Source organism: Paracoccus sp. 22332 (genome assembly GCF_052045125.1).
Lineage (GTDB): Bacteria > Pseudomonadota > Alphaproteobacteria > Rhodobacterales > Rhodobacteraceae > Paracoccus > Paracoccus haematequi_A.
In genome coordinates, this window is record NZ_JBQEOI010000024.1 from 22,725 (window position 1) to 42,169 (window position 19,445).

The 19,445-nt window shown below is 60.2% G+C and carries 16 protein-coding genes and 1 pseudogene; 12 read left to right on the forward strand and 5 right to left on the reverse strand.

What is annotated here, in order from left to right; genetic code table 11:
* The 4 genes from ACTJI6_RS17560 to ACTJI6_RS17575 all read right to left on the reverse strand — a co-directional run bounded on the left by ACTJI6_RS17560 (position 1) and on the right by ACTJI6_RS17575 (position 3,276).
* On the reverse strand, positions 1-1,320 hold the full coding sequence (locus ACTJI6_RS17560) for a TRAP transporter large permease (RefSeq protein WP_440802504.1): 1,320 nt from the start codon (positions 1,318-1,320) through the stop codon (positions 1-3).
* Between the two features lie 7 nt (positions 1,321-1,327).
* A complete protein-coding gene (locus ACTJI6_RS17565) occupies positions 1,328-1,834 on the reverse strand; it encodes a TRAP transporter small permease (RefSeq protein WP_440802506.1) in 507 nt (168 codons plus the stop codon).
* Between the two features lie 65 nt (positions 1,835-1,899).
* Positions 1,900-3,054: a TRAP transporter substrate-binding protein gene (locus ACTJI6_RS17570; protein WP_440802508.1), complete on the reverse strand. Its 1,155-nt coding sequence runs from the start codon at positions 3,052-3,054 to the stop codon at positions 1,900-1,902.
* 33 nt (positions 3,055-3,087) lie between these two features.
* Positions 3,088-3,276: a hypothetical protein gene (locus tag ACTJI6_RS17575; protein ID WP_440802509.1), complete on the reverse strand. Its 189-nt coding sequence runs from the start codon at positions 3,274-3,276 to the stop codon at positions 3,088-3,090.
* Between the two features lie 111 nt (positions 3,277-3,387).
* Here ACTJI6_RS17575 and ACTJI6_RS17580 point away from each other — a divergent pair, with 111 nt between their 5' ends.
* The 9 genes and pseudogenes from ACTJI6_RS17580 (at position 3,388) to ACTJI6_RS17620 (ending at position 13,254) form a co-directional block, all read left to right on the forward strand.
* On the forward strand, positions 3,388-4,413 hold the full coding sequence (locus ACTJI6_RS17580; RefSeq protein WP_440802511.1) for a LacI family DNA-binding transcriptional regulator: 1,026 nt from the start codon (positions 3,388-3,390) through the stop codon (positions 4,411-4,413).
* 381 nt (positions 4,414-4,794) lie between these two features.
* Positions 4,795-5,550 (forward strand): annotated as a pseudogene (locus ACTJI6_RS17585) (transposase); the annotation flags it as partial.
* Positions 5,551-6,033: 483 nt separating this feature from the next.
* Positions 6,034-6,942, forward strand: coding sequence for an ROK family protein (locus ACTJI6_RS17590; RefSeq protein ID WP_440802513.1), 909 nt, complete (start codon positions 6,034-6,036; stop codon positions 6,940-6,942).
* Between the two features lie 119 nt (positions 6,943-7,061).
* Entirely contained in the window at positions 7,062-8,321 is a 1,260-nt protein-coding gene (locus ACTJI6_RS17595) for an extracellular solute-binding protein (RefSeq protein WP_440802515.1), read from the forward strand.
* 91 nt (positions 8,322-8,412) lie between these two features.
* Complete coding sequence (locus ACTJI6_RS17600; RefSeq protein ID WP_440802516.1) at positions 8,413-9,303, forward strand: carbohydrate ABC transporter permease; 891 nt, start codon at positions 8,413-8,415, stop codon at positions 9,301-9,303.
* Positions 9,300-10,151 (forward strand): carbohydrate ABC transporter permease, encoded by an 852-nt coding sequence (locus ACTJI6_RS17605; RefSeq protein WP_440802518.1) that lies wholly within the window; start codon positions 9,300-9,302, stop codon positions 10,149-10,151. Before ACTJI6_RS17600 ends, ACTJI6_RS17605 begins: the two co-directional genes overlap by 4 nt.
* Before the next feature lie 18 nt (positions 10,152-10,169).
* The gene (locus ACTJI6_RS17610; RefSeq protein ID WP_440802520.1) at positions 10,170-11,261 is read left to right on the forward strand and encodes an ABC transporter ATP-binding protein; all 1,092 of its coding nucleotides are present in this window, start codon (positions 10,170-10,172) and stop codon (positions 11,259-11,261) included.
* A complete protein-coding gene (locus ACTJI6_RS17615; protein WP_440802522.1) occupies positions 11,258-12,235 on the forward strand; it encodes an N-acetylglucosamine kinase in 978 nt (325 codons plus the stop codon). The genes ACTJI6_RS17610 and ACTJI6_RS17615 overlap by 4 nt, the downstream gene beginning before the upstream one ends.
* Before the next feature lie 14 nt (positions 12,236-12,249).
* Positions 12,250-13,254, forward strand: a complete 1,005-nt coding sequence (locus ACTJI6_RS17620; RefSeq protein ID WP_440802524.1) for an SIS domain-containing protein — start codon at positions 12,250-12,252, stop codon at positions 13,252-13,254.
* Between the two features lie 650 nt (positions 13,255-13,904).
* Here the strand turns inward: ACTJI6_RS17620 and ACTJI6_RS17625 are convergent.
* Positions 13,905-14,282 (reverse strand): hypothetical protein, encoded by a 378-nt coding sequence (locus tag ACTJI6_RS17625; protein ID WP_440802530.1) that lies wholly within the window; start codon positions 14,280-14,282, stop codon positions 13,905-13,907.
* On the opposite strand from ACTJI6_RS17625, the gene ACTJI6_RS17630 reads away from it, so the two are divergent.
* From ACTJI6_RS17630 to ACTJI6_RS17640, 3 genes are read left to right on the forward strand one after another with little or no spacing between them, the layout of a single operon-like run.
* Complete coding sequence (locus ACTJI6_RS17630; protein ID WP_440802528.1) at positions 14,268-16,661, forward strand: DUF3141 domain-containing protein; 2,394 nt, start codon at positions 14,268-14,270, stop codon at positions 16,659-16,661. The two genes, ACTJI6_RS17625 and ACTJI6_RS17630, sit on opposite strands and share 15 nt — an antisense overlap.
* A 1-nt stretch (position 16,662) precedes the next feature.
* Positions 16,663-18,045: a bifunctional enoyl-CoA hydratase/phosphate acetyltransferase gene (locus tag ACTJI6_RS17635; protein WP_088233794.1), complete on the forward strand. Its 1,383-nt coding sequence runs from the start codon at positions 16,663-16,665 to the stop codon at positions 18,043-18,045.
* Complete coding sequence (locus ACTJI6_RS17640; protein WP_440802527.1) at positions 18,042-19,247, forward strand: acetate/propionate family kinase; 1,206 nt, start codon at positions 18,042-18,044, stop codon at positions 19,245-19,247. Before ACTJI6_RS17635 ends, ACTJI6_RS17640 begins: the two co-directional genes overlap by 4 nt.
* The last annotated feature ends 198 nt before the right edge of the window (positions 19,248-19,445 follow it).

Consider the following 19,445-nt stretch of genomic DNA (forward strand, 5'->3'; position numbering starts at 1 on the left):
TCAGGGAAGCAGGAGGGTTGAAATTGCTGGGACATAGGCGATCAGCAGCGTGACCAGCAGCATGAAGATGACGAAGGGAACCGCGCGAGCCGAGATGCGCAGCACGCCTTCCCCGGTGAGGCCGCTAACCACAAACAGGTTCATTCCCAGTGGTGGCGTGATGAAGCCGACCCCGAGTGCGGTGATCATCATGATGCAGAACTGGATCTCGTTCATGCCAATGTTGTCTGCCAAAGGCTTCAGCAGGGGGGCGAGGATCATGATGTTGGGCGTTGTTTCCATCACACAGCCCGCCGCGATCAGGATCGCGATCATCAGGAGGATCATGATCCAAGGTTCACTGCTGATGCTGGTCATGGAGTGGACAAAGCCCTGCGGGACACCCATTGCCGACAGTGCCTGTGCAAGAGGCAGCGACATGGCAATAATCGGCACGATCACTCCATTTACCTTCGCCGAACTGACCATCATCGAGGGAAAATCCGACAATCGCAGTGTACCCAGCACGAACCCCATCAGGATGGTGATGGTAACCGCAACAGCGCCAGCCTCCGTCGGAGTCAGCTGGCCGCTGAAGATGCCGTAGAAGATGACACCGGGCACGATGAAGGCATACCAGCCTCGCGCCACCGTAGCGCCCAAATTGGCCAGCCATTCATGAAAGCTGAGCGCATTGCCGTGTTCATAGGCGTGGCGGCGATTGATGAGTGTATTCGTCAGCAGGATCGAGAACAGAATGATCAAACCCGGGATCAGCGCCGCCTTGAAGAGCGTTGAGGCCGATATGCCAAGCACCAGTCCGATAACGATATAGGCGATGGATGGTGGGATCAGGATACCGGTACAGGCCCCTGCAGCCACCAATGCGCATGCATAAGGGCGCGGATAGCCGCTCTCAACCAGCCGGTCGATGGTCATGCGACCCACTGCCGCGGCGCCCGCCGCGTCCGATCCGGATATGGCTGCAAACATCCCACAAACGAGCACGGTCGCTGAGCCAAATCCCCCCCGTGTCCAGTTTGTCAATGCCTCGGCCACATCCAGGAATTTGCGGCTGAGGCCCGTCCTGACCAGTACATCGCCTGTCAGGATGAACAGCGGGATTGCTGTTAGAGCAAAGTGGTCAATGCCCGAAAACAGCCCCTCGCCGATCAGCGAAAGCGGAAGCGCCTGCGAAAAGACCAGCAGCAACACGGTCGAGACGCCAATGGCAACCCAGACCGGCACGGCCAGTGCGACCAGCAGCGCGAAAATCGCTACAGGCAGGTAAAAAGTCCAGTCCAGCGCCGTAGCGCCTTGCTCCATATATTGCCACAACATTGTCGCCTCACTCGAACATGCGGGCGCCCTCGTAGACCGGGCGACCAGTGCGCAGGTCCGCGAGATCGCGGGCAAGAGATTGAAGAAGCCGGAACACCATCAGCGAGAAACCGACCGGCACGGCCATGAAGAACCAGATCATTGACACTCGAAGGCCGTGACTCACCGAGCCAAAGCGCCAGGACACGTGGATCATCTCCAGCGACAGCCACAGCGCCAAACAGGCTAGGCTCAATGTTACCAAATCGCCAAAGATGTAGATTATTGTCCTGCCACGCGGCGATACATAGTTCAGGATGACGTCGATACGGATATGGGCGCGTTCGCGCACGGCGGCAGCTGCACCGATCCAGCACAGATAGATGAAGCAGTACCGGACGACCTCTTCGCCCCAGATCGACGAATACGAAAAGACTTCGCGACGGATCACCTCGATCGTCATCGTCGCAACCAGCATCAGATAGAAAATCAGCAAGGCCCAGTGCTCGGCGTTGCGGTCCAGGGTTTTCCACATGGTTCATCGTTGCCGGTGAGATGCCGGCCCCTTCCTTGGTTGGTCTGGATTGCGGTGACTTGCGGTTACGCGTCGTTAACGTAGGCGCGCGCCTCGGTTCCCGCTGCATCGGCAAGGCGCTCGAAGTCAGTCATGGATCCTGCGAGATGCGTCTTAAAGCGATCCCATTCGCTGCGCTGATAGCCACCGGCATCAATCCATTGCGCCATCTGGTCATCGTCTAGCGTGTGAAATTGGACACCCGTTTTCTGTAGCTCCGCCATCGCGAAGAGACGTGCGGCGGGTACTTTGGCGAGGTTCTGCGCCGCGGTGATCTCGGCCGCGAAGTCGATAGCCTGCTGCATCTCTGGGGGCAGAGCACGGTACCATTCCAGATTGCACGAGTAGACCTGCGCATCCGGTACTGCCTTTGTGAAGGTCACATGGCTTAACATGTCGGCGAAACCAAAGACGTAAAGCGCCCCTACTGCAGGGTCTAGGGCATCGGCCACGCCCTGCTGGATTGCAGATGGCGTCTCACCCCATGCAACGGGCGTCGGGTTGGCGCCGACCAGTCGATAGAAGGTCTGCAACATCTCGGATCCTGGGACCCGAAATTTGATACCGCGCAGGTCGGACGGCACCATTACCGCGCCGCTTCCACCCTTGCGAATGGCAATCACCCGTGGATCAATAACGGCATAGAAGAGCGGTTTGAAGCCCCTCGCCTCTACCTGGGGATGAACCCAGTCACGCCAGACATCCGAACGCGTCAGGTTCACGAAGCGCTGGTTCGATCCGCATAGGTAAGGCAGATTGATGAGGTCCACTACTGGCGCGAAAGGCGCGAAATTGGCGATTGAGTGCTGGGCTGCCTGAATGGTGCCGCCCTGCACTTTGAGCAGCAATTCGTTCTCTGCTCCCAATTGGCCCGCGGGAGCAAGCTTGACATAGATCTTGCCGCCGCTGGCATTCTGAATGTTCTCCTTCAGATCGAGTTGCATGATCGGGTAGCTACGATCCGCCATGAGCACATAGGCCGTAGCAAGCGTCATGATGTGTTCGGCCGCCCGCTCTCGCTCCCGTTCCTCATTAAGAGTTTGGGCGGCAGCGGCGTTCGACCATAGGATGCCGCCCGCAGATGCGACAACTGCCGCGGTAAAGCTGCCCGTGCCTGCCAGCTTCAGAAAGTTGCGCCGCGATGCATGCGCCTTCCAGTTCTGTTCTGTTTCCTGTGACAATGTTCCACCTCTCCCCTGTTGGAACGTTTGTTCTTATCGTTTGCTGCGGTGCTCCAAGATCAGAGTACCAATGCCAAACAGGGCAACCGCAACCAGCAGGACCAATGCCTCGGATGCGGTGCCAAGCCATCCCGCGCCACGTCGGGCCGCGATTAGGTTGATCAGGAAAAGCGCTCCAAACAGCCCCGACGCTGCAAATGCGATAAGTCCGGAGAATTTCATCGCTACACCTCCTCATGTAAACGAATCGTCGCCGTAGTGCAAATGTAAGCGCTTACATTCTGTCGCGCAAGCGCTTACACTGTTAGCCTCGGAAGAAAGGCGAGGCGGGCGATGAACGACAGGAATGGAAACCGCAACGGAACACAGCCCAAGATTGAGGATGTCGCGCGATTGGCGGGCGTCTCAACGGCAACCGTCTCTCGTGCTTTAAACGCTACTGGACGCGTGCGCGAAGAAACGCGCCTTGCAGTCGAGCGTGCGGTAGCCGAGTTGGGTTATACGCCAAATTTCGGCGGGCAGGCCTTGGCGTCCAAACGCACGAACACTATTGGCGCGATCATTCCAACTATGGAAAATGCGATCTTTGCTCGAGCGCTTCAGGCGTTGCAGGAAACTCTGTCGGAAAGCAATGTGACACTTCTGGTTGCAACATCGCATTATTCGCCGCAGCGGGAAGAGGCGCAGTTGCGATCTTTGTTGGCCCGCGGCGTCGATGGTCTGGCACTGATCGGCATCTACCGGTCAGAGATTGCCTATCGCCTGCTGGATACGCGGGGAGTACCTTTCGTGATCCTCTGGTCGGATCCGGCGCGGTCAACACATGTCACTATCGGGTTCGATAATCAGGCAGCCGCACGTGACGTAGCGGAGCGCGTGATTGTGGCGGGGCATCGTCAGATAGCAATGATTTCAGGCATCAGGAACGGTAACGACCGTGCCGAAGCGCGAGTCGCCGGTGTCGCAGCGGCAATGCAGGCGCATGGGCTGGTGCTGCCCAGTGATTGGCTGATTGAGGTTCCCTATACGTTGGACGATGGAGAGGAAGCGGCCCGCTACCTCTTGACCAAAACATCGCGGCCTACAGCGATCGTCTGCGCCAACGACGTCATCGCCGCAGGTGTTCTTCGCGCCGCGCGAGAATTGGACATTGACGTGCCTTCGCAGCTTTCAGTGACCGGATTCGATGATATCGAACTTGCGCGCGCTGTTTCACCGCCCTTGAGCACCGTTCACGTCCCCCATCGCCGCATCGGCTCAACAGCGGCGCGCTTGCTGATGGATTGGATCATGACCGGCAATCGTCCAAACTCTGTCACCTTCCCAACAACTTTTGTGGCGAGAGAGTCCTTACGGTGACGAGAGCGCCAGCAGTCACCCGAAGCCGGAGCGCATAATGGCATCACGTAGGCGCAAATATTCCATAACACCCGTGATCGCGATTGCGACATATCCTCAACGAGAGTGGTATGCGCCGATCGATTGGTCTGATTTACCGTAAAAAACATCCCCACCAGGATTGAGAGAGCGGCGGACTGTATTGCAGGCGCAGCCAAACTCGTTTGACAGCCGCTTCGCCCCCTCAGCCCAGTTCGTGCAACCGCATCGTCGTGCCGGCTCCTCTGTCTGAAGCATCTCCACTCCATACACCAACCTCGATCATACAAGAAATTCTGAAGCAAGGTGAACTGGCCCCCAATTCGACCGGACACTTGGGCATAACCATGGAGGCTTAGGCATATGCCTAAGCACGTGCTTATGTCAGAGATCGAAATTATCACCGATGGCGGCCGTCGGCGCCGTTGGACTGCCGCCGAGAAGCTGCGGATCGTCGAGGAGACGCTGGATGGACAGGCCAGCATCTCGGTCGTGGCGCGGCGCAATGGCGTAGCGCCAAACCTGTTGTATCGTTGGCGGCGTCTGATGCTGGAAGGGGGAAGCGTCGCGGTGACCGAAGACGACGATGTGACCAGCAATCGCGTGGTTCGCGAGATGGAAAGCCGCATCCGTGAACTTGAACGCCAGCTTGGCCGCAAGACGCTGGAGGCAGAGATCCTGCGGGAAGCCCTAGACAAGTCACGGGTAAAAAAACCGACCTTGCTCGCGCGGTCGCCATTGAAGGGCGGTTTCCAGTGAAGGCGGTGGCCGAGATGTTGGGGGTTTCCCGCTCCAACCTGGTCAACCGGCTGCAGGGCAAAGCGAAGCCGCGGCGGCGCTACCACAAGGCGCAAGACGGTGAACGGCGTAGGCCGCAGGCCAAAAGACGCCGTGAACGTGGTGCCGCTCATCACAGCACTCGTGGCGGCGCGGCCGACCTATGGCTACCGTCGCATCACCGCAATCCTAAACCGCCAACTGCGATCGGAAGGCTTGGCGCCGTGCAATCACAAGCGCACTTACCCGATCATGAAAGCACACAACCTGCTGCTGGCCCGCAAGTATTGCGAGCGGCCGCAGCACATCCATGACGGCAAGGTTATTGTGATGCGCTTGAACCGCGAGTTCATTGCGGCCCAAATCGCAACAGCCTGAGTGTCCGGTGAAATGGGGGCAAGACCACAAGGCTCCTAGTCTGTCCTTCCTTTCGGAAGGAATTGAGGGGGAGGCGGTTTTGGGGCTGGTCGGGCGGATAGGTTGATAGTTCGGGTGGCAGGAGTGGGTGTTATGCCCGCTGGTCCATCTACTGAAAACTCCCTAGAAGCGGACGATAGGCCAACAATTCCGCTGCTGCGAGTATTCATGACCCGTCCATCCCTGGTGCTGACCAGCAGCGCCCTGAGTGTACTGAATGCTCTTGTCGAGGCTGGACCTTCAACTCGGCCCCAGCTTGGCCAACAGCTCGGTTTATCGCGTCCAACCATGTCCGCAGCGATCGCTGAGCTTAGTAGAGCCAGAGTCGTCGAGCCAATCGGTGCAATCCAAGGGGGCACAGGACGCCGAGCAATCGAGTATCGCGTTGCAACGTCGGCGGGTCACGTCATGGCTATAGATGCCGGGTCGACGCATGTGAGGCTGAGGCTCAGCACACTTGACCGGCGGCTATTATACTCCAGCCTGCATCCTTTGCCGAGAAGCCACTACTCGATCTCGCCGGAGATTAGCAGCGTGGTCGCATCGGCAGTAGCCGAAGCGCTTGTTAATACGGAGCAGGAGTGGGGACGGTTACATGGAATGGTGATCGCCCTGCCGACGCGAGTCGTAGGACCCGAAGGCGATACCGTCGCCACCCAACAGGATGTGATTTACTCCAATTTCACCCCACCAGCCGGCATCGACGTGCTGCTGATGAACAACGTCAACTGCTCGGCGGTGGCCGAATATCACTATGGGGTGGCAAAAGGTCGTCAAACCTTTGCCTTTCTTCAGGTTGGTGTGAAGGTCGGGTTGGGACTGATGTTGAATGGTCAGGTTCTTCAAGGCGTGAATGGAGCAACAGGTGAGGTAGGCCATATCGCCTATCCGTTCGGTCCCGGGATGAAGCCTGTCGCTGGTGAGGTGGAGCGGTATATTGGAACCGAGGCCTTTCTGGCGAGGGTTCGCACAGCATGGCCCGCCACGAGCGGGAATCCTCCAGCCAGCACCTATGAACTTCTTACCCGTGCCGGGGAGGGAGACGAGACGGCCCTTTCTCATGTGGAGAGCCATGCAGAAGACATCGGCGCAGTTATCGCCACATGTGTCAGTGTTATTGATCCCGGACTAGTTGTTCTGGGCGGCGGCTACGGGGCCTCTCCACTGCTCCGCCCCAAGGTTGAAGAGGTCGTAAAACGCCTGGCCTTCCCTGTAGAAATCACCACCAGCACCTTGGCGTCAGAAGCGACAGTTCTTGGCGCCGAACGCTTGGCAGCGGAACGTGCACTACTCTCAATGCTCAAGGCCACGAGCTGATGTGACCACCAAATTTTGAGAAGGTGAAAAAATTTCTTGCCCGTCCAAGTTTGTTTGTTAAGCTGCCTAACAATTAAACGCCGGTTTGATGAAGAATCGGCCCAACGGGAGAGTTCTGGATGATGACCCATAGAATAACTGCAAGCCTGCTCGCCTTGTCCGTAGGCCTTGCAGCGGGAACTGCTGCTGGTGCCCAAAGCCTTGACTATTGGGTGTTTTCTGACTTCGCCCAAGGTGACGCATTGGCGTTGCAACAGGAGTTCATCGCAGAATTTACCGCCTCTCATCCTGGTGTAACAGTGAACATCATCGGGAAGGGGGACGACGATCTCACCGCTGGACAGATCGCAGGCGCTGCCAGCGGTAATCTACCCGACGTCTTTATGAACGTGGTTGGCGTCGGAGCCCAGTTGGCTGATGTGGGCGTTCTAGCCAACATCCACGACAAGTGGATGGCAATGCCTGAAGAGTTCCGCGCCCAGTTCAACGAAGATGCGATCAAAAACTGCTCTCCTCGCCCTGAAGAGATGTACTGCATCCCCTACACCGGCTACGGCTCTCTTTTGTTTCGCAACCTGACTGTTCTGGAAGAAGCAGGCATAGATACCTCTAAGCCGCCTACCGACTGGGCCGAGTGGTTGGCTCAGATGAAGACGGTCAAGGACGCGGGCAAGTTCGCAATCCCTGATCAGGCTCTTGTCTTCAACTCAATTGCTGAAATGTACGCCGTTTCCGGCGACGTCTCGACCTGGGGCATCGACTGGGAGGCAAAGAAGACGCGGATCGACCCAGCCGTGATGACGAAGGTTTTGGAAAAATTCGTCGAAATGAAGCCGCTGTCATCAGGGACCAGCCGCAACGACCAGGCGACCAAGGATCTGTTTGTTACTGACCAACTTGCTTTCCATTCGATCGGTCCTTGGGTCAATCCGACCTATGCCGAGGCTGCGGAGAACAGCGGTCTCAAATATGACTTTGTCCTTCTGCCCGGGGACACGGCCGACAAGCATGGTGGCATCAAGAACTTCGAGATCGTGGGTGTCGCTCCTGGTGAAAACTTCGATGTGGCGTGGGAATTTGCAGCCTACATCACAGAGAAAGAGCAAATGGCGCGGTGGGCAAAGCTTTTGTCTCGCTATAACTCGAATGACGCAGCCATGGCTGAACCTGAAGTTGCGGCCCTGCCATTGGTCGCGAAATCTGTCGAGGCGGTTGCCGCGACGATGGACGTCAGCCCGCCCTACCTGATCCAACCCGTTCCGGCCTGCTATTCTTCGATCGTCGTTGATTATGTTTCGGCCACTGCAGACGGCGATTTCACGCCGGCAGAAGGCGCCGAGGAGATGATCGCCGAACTGAACGACTGCGTGGCTGGCTGACAGCTGCCGAGCCTGCATCCCGCCAATCTAGGGGCGGGATGCTTTGCGTGTAACGCGGCCTCCGGCTGTCCGCACCAATCACAGGACAACGATGCGACAATTTCGACATCACCAGCCGCATTACCTCATGATCGCTCCGTTCATGGTGCTGTTTGCGGCCTTCTTTCTCTATCCTATTCTCAGCGGCCTTTACTACAGCTTCCATGACTGGAATGGCGTCCGCGAACCCGCCTATGTCGGCTTCGAAAATTACAGCAAGCTTCTTGGCTCCCGCGACTTTTCGCGAGCGATGTGGAACCTGCTCCACTATATCGTAATCACCGTTCCCTTAGGGCTAACTGTCGCCTTTTGCTTGGCGCTGCTCGTGGACAGCTTCACCGGCCGATGGGGCAATTTCTTTCGCAACGCTTATTTCCTGCCGGTCGTGTTGCCTGCTTTTCTCGCAGCGACGATCTGGCGATGGATCTATGCACCGAACTTCGGGCTTCTGAACATGCTGCTGGGCTGGTTCGGCGCCGAGCCCGTCAGCTTTCTGAATGACACCGGTACCATGATGTACGCGCTAATCGCGGTGGATATCTGGGTATCGGCTGGATTTAATATGGTCATCATCCTGGCAGGGCTGAAGAACATTCCCGCCGATCTTTACGAGGCGGCCCGTTTGGATGGGGCCAACAAGTTTCAGCAGGTGATCCACATCACCATCCCGATGTTGGCTCCCGTTCTGTTCTTTGTGCTGACCTATGCGATCATCTCGGCGATGCAGGTGTTTGACACCCCGTGGCTTCTGACCGGATCGTCCTTCACGGAATACGGCGGGCGGAGAGGCGCGCTTTTGTTTCCGGTCATGGACATGATGGGTCGCGCCTTTGGCGGCGTCCAGTTCGGCCTAGCCTCGGCCTATGGCTTCTTGCTCACGATCGCAATTATCGCCGTGACGGCTGCACTTTTCCTGATCCGCACGTGGAGGCAGCGTCAATGAGCACACTCTCCCCAGCACGGCATGTCTCGATCTGGACAGTCTTGAAATGGACCATCGCAATTGCCGTTGCCGTAATCACGATCTTTCCCATTTGGTGGATGGTGAACGTTGTCTTCTCCCTTCCTGGTGAGCCCGTAGCGATCAACCCGCGGCTGTGGCCAACCTCATTTTCCGCCGGCATTGATAAGATCGTCATGATCTTTACGCAGACAGGCTATCTCCGAGCCTACGGCATTTCGTTGGCCTATGCCCTGCTGACGATCCTCGGGGTAAGCCTGGTAGGCTCTCTAGCCGCGTTCGAATTTGCGCTGTTCGAGTTTCCCGGCAAGCGTATCCTGTTCGGGATCGTGATGCTGTCGCTGATGGTGCCGACTGCCGTAACGATCATTCCAACCTATCTGCTGACGTCAGAGCTAGGCTGGCTGAACACCATGCGCGGTCTGGTCATTCCTGGCCTTGCCTCGGCCTTTGGCCTTTTCATGCTGGTGCAGTTCATGGGTGCAATTCCCAAGGACATGATCGAGGCGGCGCGGCTGGACGGGGCCGGTCATTTCCAGATCTACTGGCACGTTGCACTTCCCCTGTGCCGCAATGCCTTGGTCACGTTAGCGATTCTGACCTTTATGCAGACGTGGGGCAACTACATGTGGCCGCTGATCGTGACCACGACGCCCGACATGTACACGGTCGGCCAGGTCGTCGGGCTGTTCAATGCGCCCCTGTCTCATCAGACGGTCGATGTCGTCATGACCGCCAACCTACTCGCCGCGATCCCGCCATTGCTGTTCTTCCTGATCTTCCAACGGAAGATCGTCGAAGGCATTGCGATGTCGGGCACCAAAGGCTGATCGGAGTATTTGAAAGCAATGGCTTTTCTTGAAATCAAGTCCCTCCAAAAAAGTTTTGGAACCCTCAGCGTTCTGGACGACATCAACCTATCTATTGAGAACGGCGAGTTCGTCGTCTTTGTCGGCCCGTCAGGTTGCGGAAAATCAACACTTCTGCGGATGATCACTGGACTCGAAACGCCGTCATCAGGAACTATCTCTCTGGAAGGCGAAGTCATCAACAATGTTGATCCGGCCAAGCGCGGAACAGCAATGGTGTTCCAGTCCTACGCGCTCTACCCCCACATGACAGTGTTCCAGAACATTTCGTTTGGCTTGCGCATGTCGCACATGCCGAAGGCGCTGATCCGGGACCGCGTCAACAAGGCCGCGACCATTCTGCGGCTGGACAAGCTGCTCGATCGAAAGCCGGGGCAGCTGTCGGGGGGGCAAAAGCAGCGTGTAGCCATCGGACGGGCGATCGTCCGCGAACCTCGAGTGTTCCTGTTCGATGAACCGTTGTCCAACCTTGATGCTGAGTTGCGTGTGCAGATGAGGGCCGAGTTGCTGGAGCTGCACAGCAGGCTCGGCACCACGATGATCTATGTCACCCACGACCAAGTCGAAGCAATGACCTTGGCGGACAAGATGGTGGTCATGAGCGGCGGAAAGGTCCAGCAATATGGGCGGCCGCTGGACCTCTATGATGATCCCGACAACAGGTTTGTCGCCGGTTTCGTCGGCTCGCCCAAGATGAACTTCCTGTCCGCGCGCACAAGGGATGGTGCCCAGGCCGATCTGGCCGCCGGCGGCACCGTCATGCTGCCAGCCGGTGTTCGCCTGGCGCCAGGTATGCAGATCGACCTTGGGGTGCGCCCCGAGCACCTTCGGGTGCTCCGCGCCGGAGAGGTTGTAGCGGACGATAACTTGTCAGTTTCGGGAAAGGTCGCTCTGATCGAGGACCTGGGGGCAGAATCCTACCTCCATATGCAACTGTCCGACGGGACGCGTATCGGCGTAAGGGCCGACAGACATGCTGCACATCTTGGTGACGAGGTGGCGGTAACGATTGCCAGCAACCGGGCGCTTGTCTTTGATGCGGCGGGCGAACGCCTGCGGGCCCGCGCATGAGTTCCCTTGCATTATCGCCTGATGGCGCCCTTGCCGGCGTCGATATCGGGGGCACCAAGACCGAAATTTGTCTCGGGCGTTTTGAAGAAGGCAACCTGGTCAAGCTGCGCGAAGTGGTGCTGCCCAGCTCATCCTGGCGTGGTCGCGACTTCGCCTCCGATGCCGACAGTCTGCTGCGTCTGATACAGGAGCTGACCGGCGAAACAGCCTTGGTGGGAATTGGCGTCGGGGCGCATGGCTGTGACGACGATCCTGAATGCGAGGCCTTTGCCGCGGCCTTGCGGACGAGGACATCGGTGCCACTGCGCGTCGTCAATGACGCCGAACTGATGCCATTGGCCATGGGACGGCTGGGTCAGATCGGTCTGGTTGCAGGGACCGGTTCGATTGCGGTGTGCCGTGACGACGACGGCCGGATGATCTCGGCGGGAGGGTGGGGGTGGCTGATCGGTGACGACGGCAGTGCCGCAGGGCTGGTTCGGGAAGCCGCGCGCACCATTGCGCGCGCACTGGATACGGGTGCTACCACCGAAGACCCACTGATCCACCGAATGTACGCCTCGCTCGGTCAGCCGGAACTGCCTCGCCTGGGGAGTGCCCTGGCCAGCCAAGGCAACGCGGCAGCCATTGGTGCCCATGCCCCAGCCGTCTTTGACGCCTATGTTGAGGGATCGCCCCTGGCCCGCCGCGTGATTGTCGAGGGCGCTGAAGCTTTGGCGGACCTCGTGGTGAATCTCCGGCTGCGCGGCAGCACGGCGTCTCATGTCGTAGCAGGGGGAAGCGTGATCGTATCGCAACCACCTCTTTGGGATGCGTTTGTCACCGCCGTCCAGATCCGCAGTGACGGCCAAGTCACGCCGCAGCTTTTCGAGGGTCATCCCGTGGATGGCGCTTGCCGTCTTGCAGCGGAAATCACGAACAAGCGGGACGCCAAGGGCTTCGGCCTGTCCCCGGAACATTCCCAGAAAGTCTGAAGAAGGAAAGACAGATGAGCTACCGTTCCACAATTGCGCGCCAGCCCGAGGCGCTTGCCGACACGCACGCAGCCGTCACCCGTCAACTGGCCGACGCAGACCTGTCGGCACTGCTTCAACCTGTTATTGGTGTCACTGGCATTGGTGCCAGCTTTGCTGCCGCCGTGGTCGGAGCCGCAGAACTGCAGGCCAAGGGCTGCCGCGCTTCCGCAATCCGTGCCTGTGACATGGCGGCTGGACATGATCTCGCGGATACCCTGATTGGACTTTCCGCCGGCGGCCGTAGCATTGAAACAGTTATGGCCTTCCAAAAGCTGGCGTCTGCCAAGCGGATTGGCATCAGCAAGGATGGGACAGGCCCACTGGCTGCAGCCTCTGATTTCCATCTGGAGATTGCACAGGGGCAGGATGCTACGCCTTCGAGTGTCGGCTATACCGCGACGCTGCTCGGCATGGGCATGCTGGTGGAACGGCTCTTGGGTGCTACCAGCGACAGCTTCTCGGACTTGTCTACCGTTGTAGAGCAGACACTTGCAGACGCAGGAAAGAAGATGGACCGGCTGGGAGAGCTTTTTGCAACGCGAAGGGCGATCGACTGCGTGGGCGCGGGTGCCGCACTGGGCACGGCCGATGGGGCCTCCCTGTTGATCCGCGAAGCCGCACGGATCCCGGCCTCGGCCTATGACACGCGGCATTACCTCCATGGGCCGCTGGAGGCGATGGACGCTACCACTGGAGTGATTATTATCGGCGACGGCCGCGAAGTTGAGTTGGCCCATCAGGTTGAGAAGATCGGCTGCCCAGTCCTCCTGATCACCACGGACAAGTCCGTGTCCGACGGTTTGCTTCTGACAGCCATTCACGTTCCTGCCTTCGGCAACCTGATCGCTCAAGGGATCGTGGATATCCTTGCGCCGCAACTCCTTGCTGCTCAGCTTTCTGATGCTGCAGGCTTGACCGACGTGAAGTTCCGTTACCGGATGCAAGACACCAAGGTGAAGACTGAGGCAGCGGCCTGATCTTCGGCCCGGAAGTGGCTTTCGTGTGCTTCCGGGCCAAATCGCGGCCACCGACGGTCAGGCTATTTGGCCGGATTACAGCGCGCTCTACCGCCGTGCCTTTAGTAGTTTCCTCGAGGTTTCGGGGCATATGCCCTACAAGGCCGAGGCCAAGATGACGCAGCAGGGCGCCGGATATGACATGGCATTGCGGCCTTTGGCTCGCATGTTGTCCTTGATCGACAGTGAGTGACCGAGAAACCTACAGTCAGCCCGAAAACGGCGCGGCTAGTCGCGGAGCTGGTGCGTAAATAGGGAAATAGTTCGAGAACAGCCCGCCGGCGACAGTGGCGAAGCGTCAGCAGCCCAAGACGACGCCCATAGCTCTGACACCGGGGCATAAGCACGCTATCATACACCCTCGCCGTACCATAACACCCGTTGATCGCGACCGCGATAGTGCCTGCAGGGCCTCATAGGCAGGCTGTTCCAGCAGGCCGCTGAATTCGTCAGGCCTGGGACAGCTATGCCATAGAAAGAAAATAGCCCCCGGCAATCACCGGGGGCTTTGTTTTTGGGGTCGTGTCTCGGAAGTGGTAGAAATTGTCTGGCGGCGTAATCTCCGGGTGAACCAACACCCACCCAACCGGCGGCGGCAACCGCCAGGGAGATCACGCCATGAAGCAGAATACCGATAGCTCGTCCTTTTCGCCACTGCCCGACGCAGGCGGGTATGATCCGATCGAGGATCGCCTGCGGGCGAATGTCCGGCCACCATTGAAGCCATGTTCGAGATGGCAAGCGTGTTCGACCTCTTTGATCCAAGGCTTCAGCCTGGCACGCCGCGCATCCAGAGCGACACGCTTGATCTGCTGCAAACGAGGATCGGTGCCGCTCGCGCCGAAATCGAGGCCAGTTCGCAGACCGCCAGGATCTTGTCCACGGCGGTGCAGCGCCACAGCCGGCGCATCCTGGAAGACCATGCCGAGCGGACCCGCAGGCTGCTTGAGGCAGGATCGGCCTTGACTGAGTCCATGAGCCAGTTTCACTCGGAAGGCCGTCTGGGCGCCTCCCTCGCGGACTATCAGCGCGATGTGGCCGAACGCGCGGTGCTGACCGCCGACACGCTGCGCAAGCGCGGCGACATCTTCCTGGCACACGAGGCGGCCGATTGCCCGCCTGTGCTGATCTATGACTACGAGGTGGTCATGGACGGCAAGGGTCTGCCCTATCCCTGCAATTACATGCTGCTGAAGATCACGCCGCCCGAAGGTGTCGTAGTTGACGACACCCGCCGTCCCTATATCATCATCGACCCGCGTGCCGGGCACGGGCCGGGGATCGGCGGCTTCAAGAGCGACAGCCAGGTCGGCGTAGCTCTGGCCGCCGGCCATCCCGTCTATTTCGTGGCCTTCCGCTCGCGTCCCGAGCCCGGGCAGTCTCTGGCCGATGTCTCCCGCGCCGAGGCTGCCTTTGTACGCGAAGTGATGCGCCGCCATCCGAAGTCCAGCAATCCCATTATCACCGGCAATTGCCAGGGTGGCTGGGCGACGCTGCTGCTGGCCGCCACCAACAACGATCTGACCGGTCCGATCGTGGTCAACGGCGCGCCTGTGGTTCCCTGGGCAGGGAAGGTGGGCGAAAACCCGATGCGCTACAACGCAGGCATCTTGGGCGGGACATGGATCGCGATGTTCGTATCCGACCTGGGCGGCGGCATCTTCGACGGCGCGCATCTGGTCCAGAACTTCGAGGCCTTGAACCCCGGCCGCACGCTGTTTCGCAAGTATACCGACCTGTTCCGCGACATCGACAAGGGCGATAAGAGCTTTCTTGAATTCGAAACGTGGTGGGGCGGCTTCTTCATGCTGACCGAGGCCGAAATCCGCTGGATCGTCGAGCAGCTTTTCGTCGGCAACCGCCTTGCCAAGAACGAGGCACGGATTGAACCGGGCCGACCCGTCGACCTCAAGGCGATCCATGCGCCAATCATCGTCTTCGCCAGTCATGGCGACAACATCACGCCGCCCCAGCAGGCCCTGAACTGGATCACCGAAACCTATAGCGATGTGCAGGAAATCCGCATCTGTGGACAGCGCATCATCTATATGGTCCATGAAGAGGTGGGCCATCTGGGGATCTTTGTGTCCTCGAAGATCGCGAAGAAGGAACATGCCGAGGTCGCCTCGACGCTGAAGACCATCGAGGCGCTGGCACCGGGACTTTACGAGATGCGCATCGAGGATGTCGAGGAACGCGACGGCAAAAAGCACTTCACGGTTGGTTTCGCCGAACGCACGCTGAACGACATTCGCGCCCTGGACGATGGTCTCGCGGACGAACGTCCCTTCGCCGCCGTTGCCCGCGCCTCGGAGGTGCAGACGCAGATCTATGACACGATGATGCGGCCGCTGATCAAGGCCATGGTCACTCCAACCACGGCCGAACTGTCGCGGGCGCTGCATCCAAAGCGGCTGGAACGCGCCCTGGCCTCGTCGAAGAACCCGATGATGGGCCATGTTGCCCAGTTGGCCGAGAAGGTCCGCGAAAACCGCCGCAAGGCCGCGCCGGACAACCCCTGGCTGGCCGCCGAAGCGCTGTGGGTGGAGGCGACCGAGCAGATGATCGACGTCATGCGCGACAGCCGTGACATGATCTATGAACTCAGCTTCTACACACTGTGGTCAAATCCCTGGATGCGCAGCTTCGGCGGCACGCATGAGGCGCATCGTACCCTGAAACGGACTGGCGAGCTACGCGGTCTGCCCGAGGTTGCCCTGGCGCTGCAGAATATCGAGCGCGGCGGCTTTGCCGAGGCGGTCATCCGCATGCTGGTGTTGCTGGCCGAGAAACGCAAGGGCGTGCGCCGCGACCGGCTGGAACGGTCCTCGACGGTGCTGACGCGGGACGAGCCGTTCCGGTCGCTGGGGGCTGACCGGCGCGCGCGGATCATCCACGAACAGACGCTGCTCGCGACTTACGAGCCCGAGCGCGCGATCGAGACCCTGCCCATGCTGCTGCCCGACATGGCGGATCGGGAGCTAGCGCTGAAGGTGGTGCGCTTCATCCCCGGCCCAACCGAGGAGATGTCGCTCGAAACCCAACGGATGCTGCAGCGCTTCCACGATGTTCTGGGAATGCCGCGCTTTGTGGGGACTGTGACCGAGGATCCGTTGGACGACACGGTCAAGGGGCCACCGGATGTGGCCGGCATCGACGCCCAAACGCCTGCCGCAACTGTCGCGGGCCTCGGCCGCGGCCCCGCGTCCGCGCGCCGGACCCTGCGCGCCACGGCGGAAACACCCCCTGCGGTCGGCGCTCCGCCCAAGGCGCCGGACACGACCGCCGCCGAGACCGCCCATGGCAAGCAGGCGCCTGCTGGAACCGGCGGCAACATCCTGCCAGCCAGCGGCCGGGACGAGGGCTGAAATGCACCTCGTCAATCGCATCTATGCCGAGCTTGAGCCCGGCCAAACGGCGGAACTGCGCCGTTTGATCACCCCGGACGATCTGTATGTGTTCGCGGCGGCATCGGGGAACTACAACCCGATGCACCTGCCCTCAGGCGACATGGACGGGGATGGCGAACCCGAAAACGTGGCGCCGGGCATGTTCGTGGCCTCGCTGATCTCGGCGGTCCTGGGCAATCTGCTGCCGGGACCCGGCACGCTTTACCAGCGCCAAACGCTGAATTTTCACGCGCGTGCGCATGCCGGCGACGAATTGCTGTGCCGGGTGACGGTGGCCGACAAATCCGAGAGCGGCGTGGTCACCCTGGAAACCGAGGTGACGCGGCCTGCGGACGGCGCGCGCATCATCCACGGCCAAGCCGAGGTTATCGCCCCGTCGCAGAAATTCAACCGTGGCGATATCGAGGTGCCAGGCCTGATCGTCCAACGCCACCGCCATTTCGAGGTGCTCATCGAGCGCGCCCGAACCTTGGCGCCGCTGCCCGTGGCGGTGGTCTGCCCGGATGACGCCAATTCGCTGGGCGGCGCACTGCTGGCCGCGCGCGAAAACATCATCCTGCCGATCCTGATCGGTGACGCCGCGCGGATCGCGGCGGTGGCTTGCGAAGGCGGGCTGGATCTGACGGGAGCCGAGGTCATCGACATCGCCGGTGATCAGGCCGCGGCCGCAACCGCCTGCCGGCTGGTCCATGAAGGCCGTGCCGGCGCGGTCATGAAGGGGCACCTGCATACCGACGACCTGCTGAAGCCGATGCTGGACAAGGTCGACGGGCTACGCGTCGGGCGGCGCTTCACTCATGTCTTCGTCATGGACGTGCCCGGCCGCCCCGAACCGGTGATGGTCACCGATGCGGCGATCAACATCGCCCCCGATCTGGCGACCAAGGTGGACATCACCCAGAACGCCATCGACCTGGCGCTGTCGCTGGGAATGGAGCCGCGCGCGGGCATTCTATCGGCGGTGGAAACCGTCACTCCGGCGATCCAGTCGTCGATCGACGCTGCGCTGCTTTCCAAGATGGCCGAACGGGGCCAGATCCATGGCGGGCTTGTCGACGGGCCGCTGGCCATGGACAATGCCGTGGATCTTGGTGCGGCGCGCACCAAGGGGTTGAAAGGCGGCGTGGCGGGTCATGCCAACATCCTTGTCGTGCCGGGGATCGACGCGGGCAACATGCTGGCCAAGCAGCTGTCCTTCATCAGCCATGCCGAAGGCGCCGGGCTTGTCCTCGGCGCGCGCGTGCCGGTGATCCTGAACTCCCGCTCGGACAGTCCGATGTCGCGGCTCGCGTCTTGTGCGGTGGCCGCGCTGCACCATGCTTGCAAGAAAGAAAAGGGATGAAAGACCTGCCCCTCGGCAACAGCGGCTTTCTGGCGCTGAATGCCGGCTCGTCATCGCTGAAGGTCGCCTTGTTTCCCGCTCTGGGCGACGATCCGCTGATGACCGGACAGGCCGACCGCATCGGCCCTCAAGGCACGCTGAAGCTGAAGGATGCGGATGGCAATGTGCTGGAACGGGAGCCGGGCGATCTGACCGGCCATGCCGACGCGCTGGCGGTGGTGATTGCAACCGTCAAGCGGATTTTTCCCGACCTGCGTATGGTCGCGGTCGGACACCGCGTCGTTCATGGTGGCCTGGACTATTCCGAGCCGGTCCTGGCGACCGAAGAAGTCATCGCCAAGCTGACCGAACTGGAGCCTTTCGCGCCCCTGCACCAGCCCCACAACATCGCCGGCATCCGTGCCGCGCAGCAGGCTTTTCCCGGTGTGCCACAGGTCGCCTGTTTCGACACCGCCTTTCATCGCGGTCAACCGTTCGTAAACGACACCTTCGCCATCCCCCGCCGTTATTACGAGGCGGGTGTGCGCCGCTACGGCTTTCACGGACTCAGCTACGACTATGTCACGGGCGAACTGGAACGGATCGCGCCGCATCTGATGGCGGGCCGCGTTGTCGTGGCGCATCTGGGCAACGGCGCATCCATGTGCGCGATCCATCGCGGTCGCTCCGTCGCCTCGTCGATGGGCTTTTCGGCGCTTGACGGCTTGCCGATGGGCACCCGCTGCGGCCAGATTGACCCGGGCGTGCTGCTCTACATGCTGGACAGGGAACATCTGGACACGGCCCAGATCCGCCAGATCCTATATAATGAGTCGGGTCTGCTGGGTCTGTCGGGCGGGCTGTCCAACGACATGCGGACACTGGAAGAGGCCGACAATGCCGCCAGCCACCGCGCCATCGACTATTTCGTGTTCCGTGTGCAGCGCGAACTCGGCGCCATGACGGCGGTGATGGGCGGCATCGACGCCTTGATCTTCTGTGGCGGCATCGGTGAGAACAGTCGGGTCGTGCGCCGCCGCATTTGCGAGCGGCTGGGCTGGATGGGGATAGAGATCGACCATGGCCGCAATGCCGAGAATGCGACCATCCTGTCCTCGGACTTTTCGCGCACCACGGTGATGATCGTGAACACGCGCGAGGATCTGGTCATCGCCCGCGCCGCTCGTGCTGCGATCGGTATTCCCCAGAACGGACGTGCATGATGAGAACGGCGGTGAGAAACTAGTCCACGGAAGCGGCGGCATGGAGCTGCTGCGGGCGGCGTAAAAGTCGTCCACCCTTTCCCTTTCTGCGGCAGCAGGGAGGGCGCGAGGATTTTCAGCGTGGAACTATATCTCAGGGTTCGCCAGGCCTGCGCGGCGGGCATGAGCCAGCGTCAGGCGGCGAAGGCCTTCAACATC

What these genes read in the sequence shown, in the direction of transcription:
- ACTJI6_RS17610 (WP_440802520.1), top strand. Translation starts at nt 10,170, where the DNA reads ATGGCTTTTCTTGAAATCAAGTCCCTCCAAAAAAGTTTTGGAACCCTC.
- ACTJI6_RS17600 (WP_440802516.1), top strand. Translation starts at nt 8,413, where the DNA reads ATGCGACAATTTCGACATCACCAGCCGCATTACCTCATGATCGCTCCG.
- ACTJI6_RS17640 (WP_440802527.1), top strand. Translation starts at nt 18,042, where the DNA reads ATGAAAGACCTGCCCCTCGGCAACAGCGGCTTTCTGGCGCTGAATGCC.
- ACTJI6_RS17575 (WP_440802509.1), bottom strand. Translation starts at nt 3,276, where the DNA reads ATGAAATTCTCCGGACTTATCGCATTTGCAGCGTCGGGGCTGTTTGGA.
- ACTJI6_RS17565 (WP_440802506.1), bottom strand. Translation starts at nt 1,834, where the DNA reads ATGTGGAAAACCCTGGACCGCAACGCCGAGCACTGGGCCTTGCTGATT.
- ACTJI6_RS17595 (WP_440802515.1), top strand. Translation starts at nt 7,062, where the DNA reads ATGATGACCCATAGAATAACTGCAAGCCTGCTCGCCTTGTCCGTAGGC.
- ACTJI6_RS17560 (WP_440802504.1), bottom strand. Translation starts at nt 1,320, where the DNA reads ATGTTGTGGCAATATATGGAGCAAGGCGCTACGGCGCTGGACTGGACT.
- ACTJI6_RS17580 (WP_440802511.1), top strand. Translation starts at nt 3,388, where the DNA reads ATGAACGACAGGAATGGAAACCGCAACGGAACACAGCCCAAGATTGAG.
- ACTJI6_RS17605 (WP_440802518.1), top strand. Translation starts at nt 9,300, where the DNA reads ATGAGCACACTCTCCCCAGCACGGCATGTCTCGATCTGGACAGTCTTG.
- ACTJI6_RS17630 (WP_440802528.1), top strand. Translation starts at nt 14,268, where the DNA reads ATGAGCCAGTTTCACTCGGAAGGCCGTCTGGGCGCCTCCCTCGCGGAC.
- ACTJI6_RS17615 (WP_440802522.1), top strand. Translation starts at nt 11,258, where the DNA reads ATGAGTTCCCTTGCATTATCGCCTGATGGCGCCCTTGCCGGCGTCGAT.
- ACTJI6_RS17635 (WP_088233794.1), top strand. Translation starts at nt 16,663, where the DNA reads ATGCACCTCGTCAATCGCATCTATGCCGAGCTTGAGCCCGGCCAAACG.
- ACTJI6_RS17620 (WP_440802524.1), top strand. Translation starts at nt 12,250, where the DNA reads ATGAGCTACCGTTCCACAATTGCGCGCCAGCCCGAGGCGCTTGCCGAC.
- ACTJI6_RS17590 (WP_440802513.1), top strand. Translation starts at nt 6,034, where the DNA reads ATGGCTATAGATGCCGGGTCGACGCATGTGAGGCTGAGGCTCAGCACA.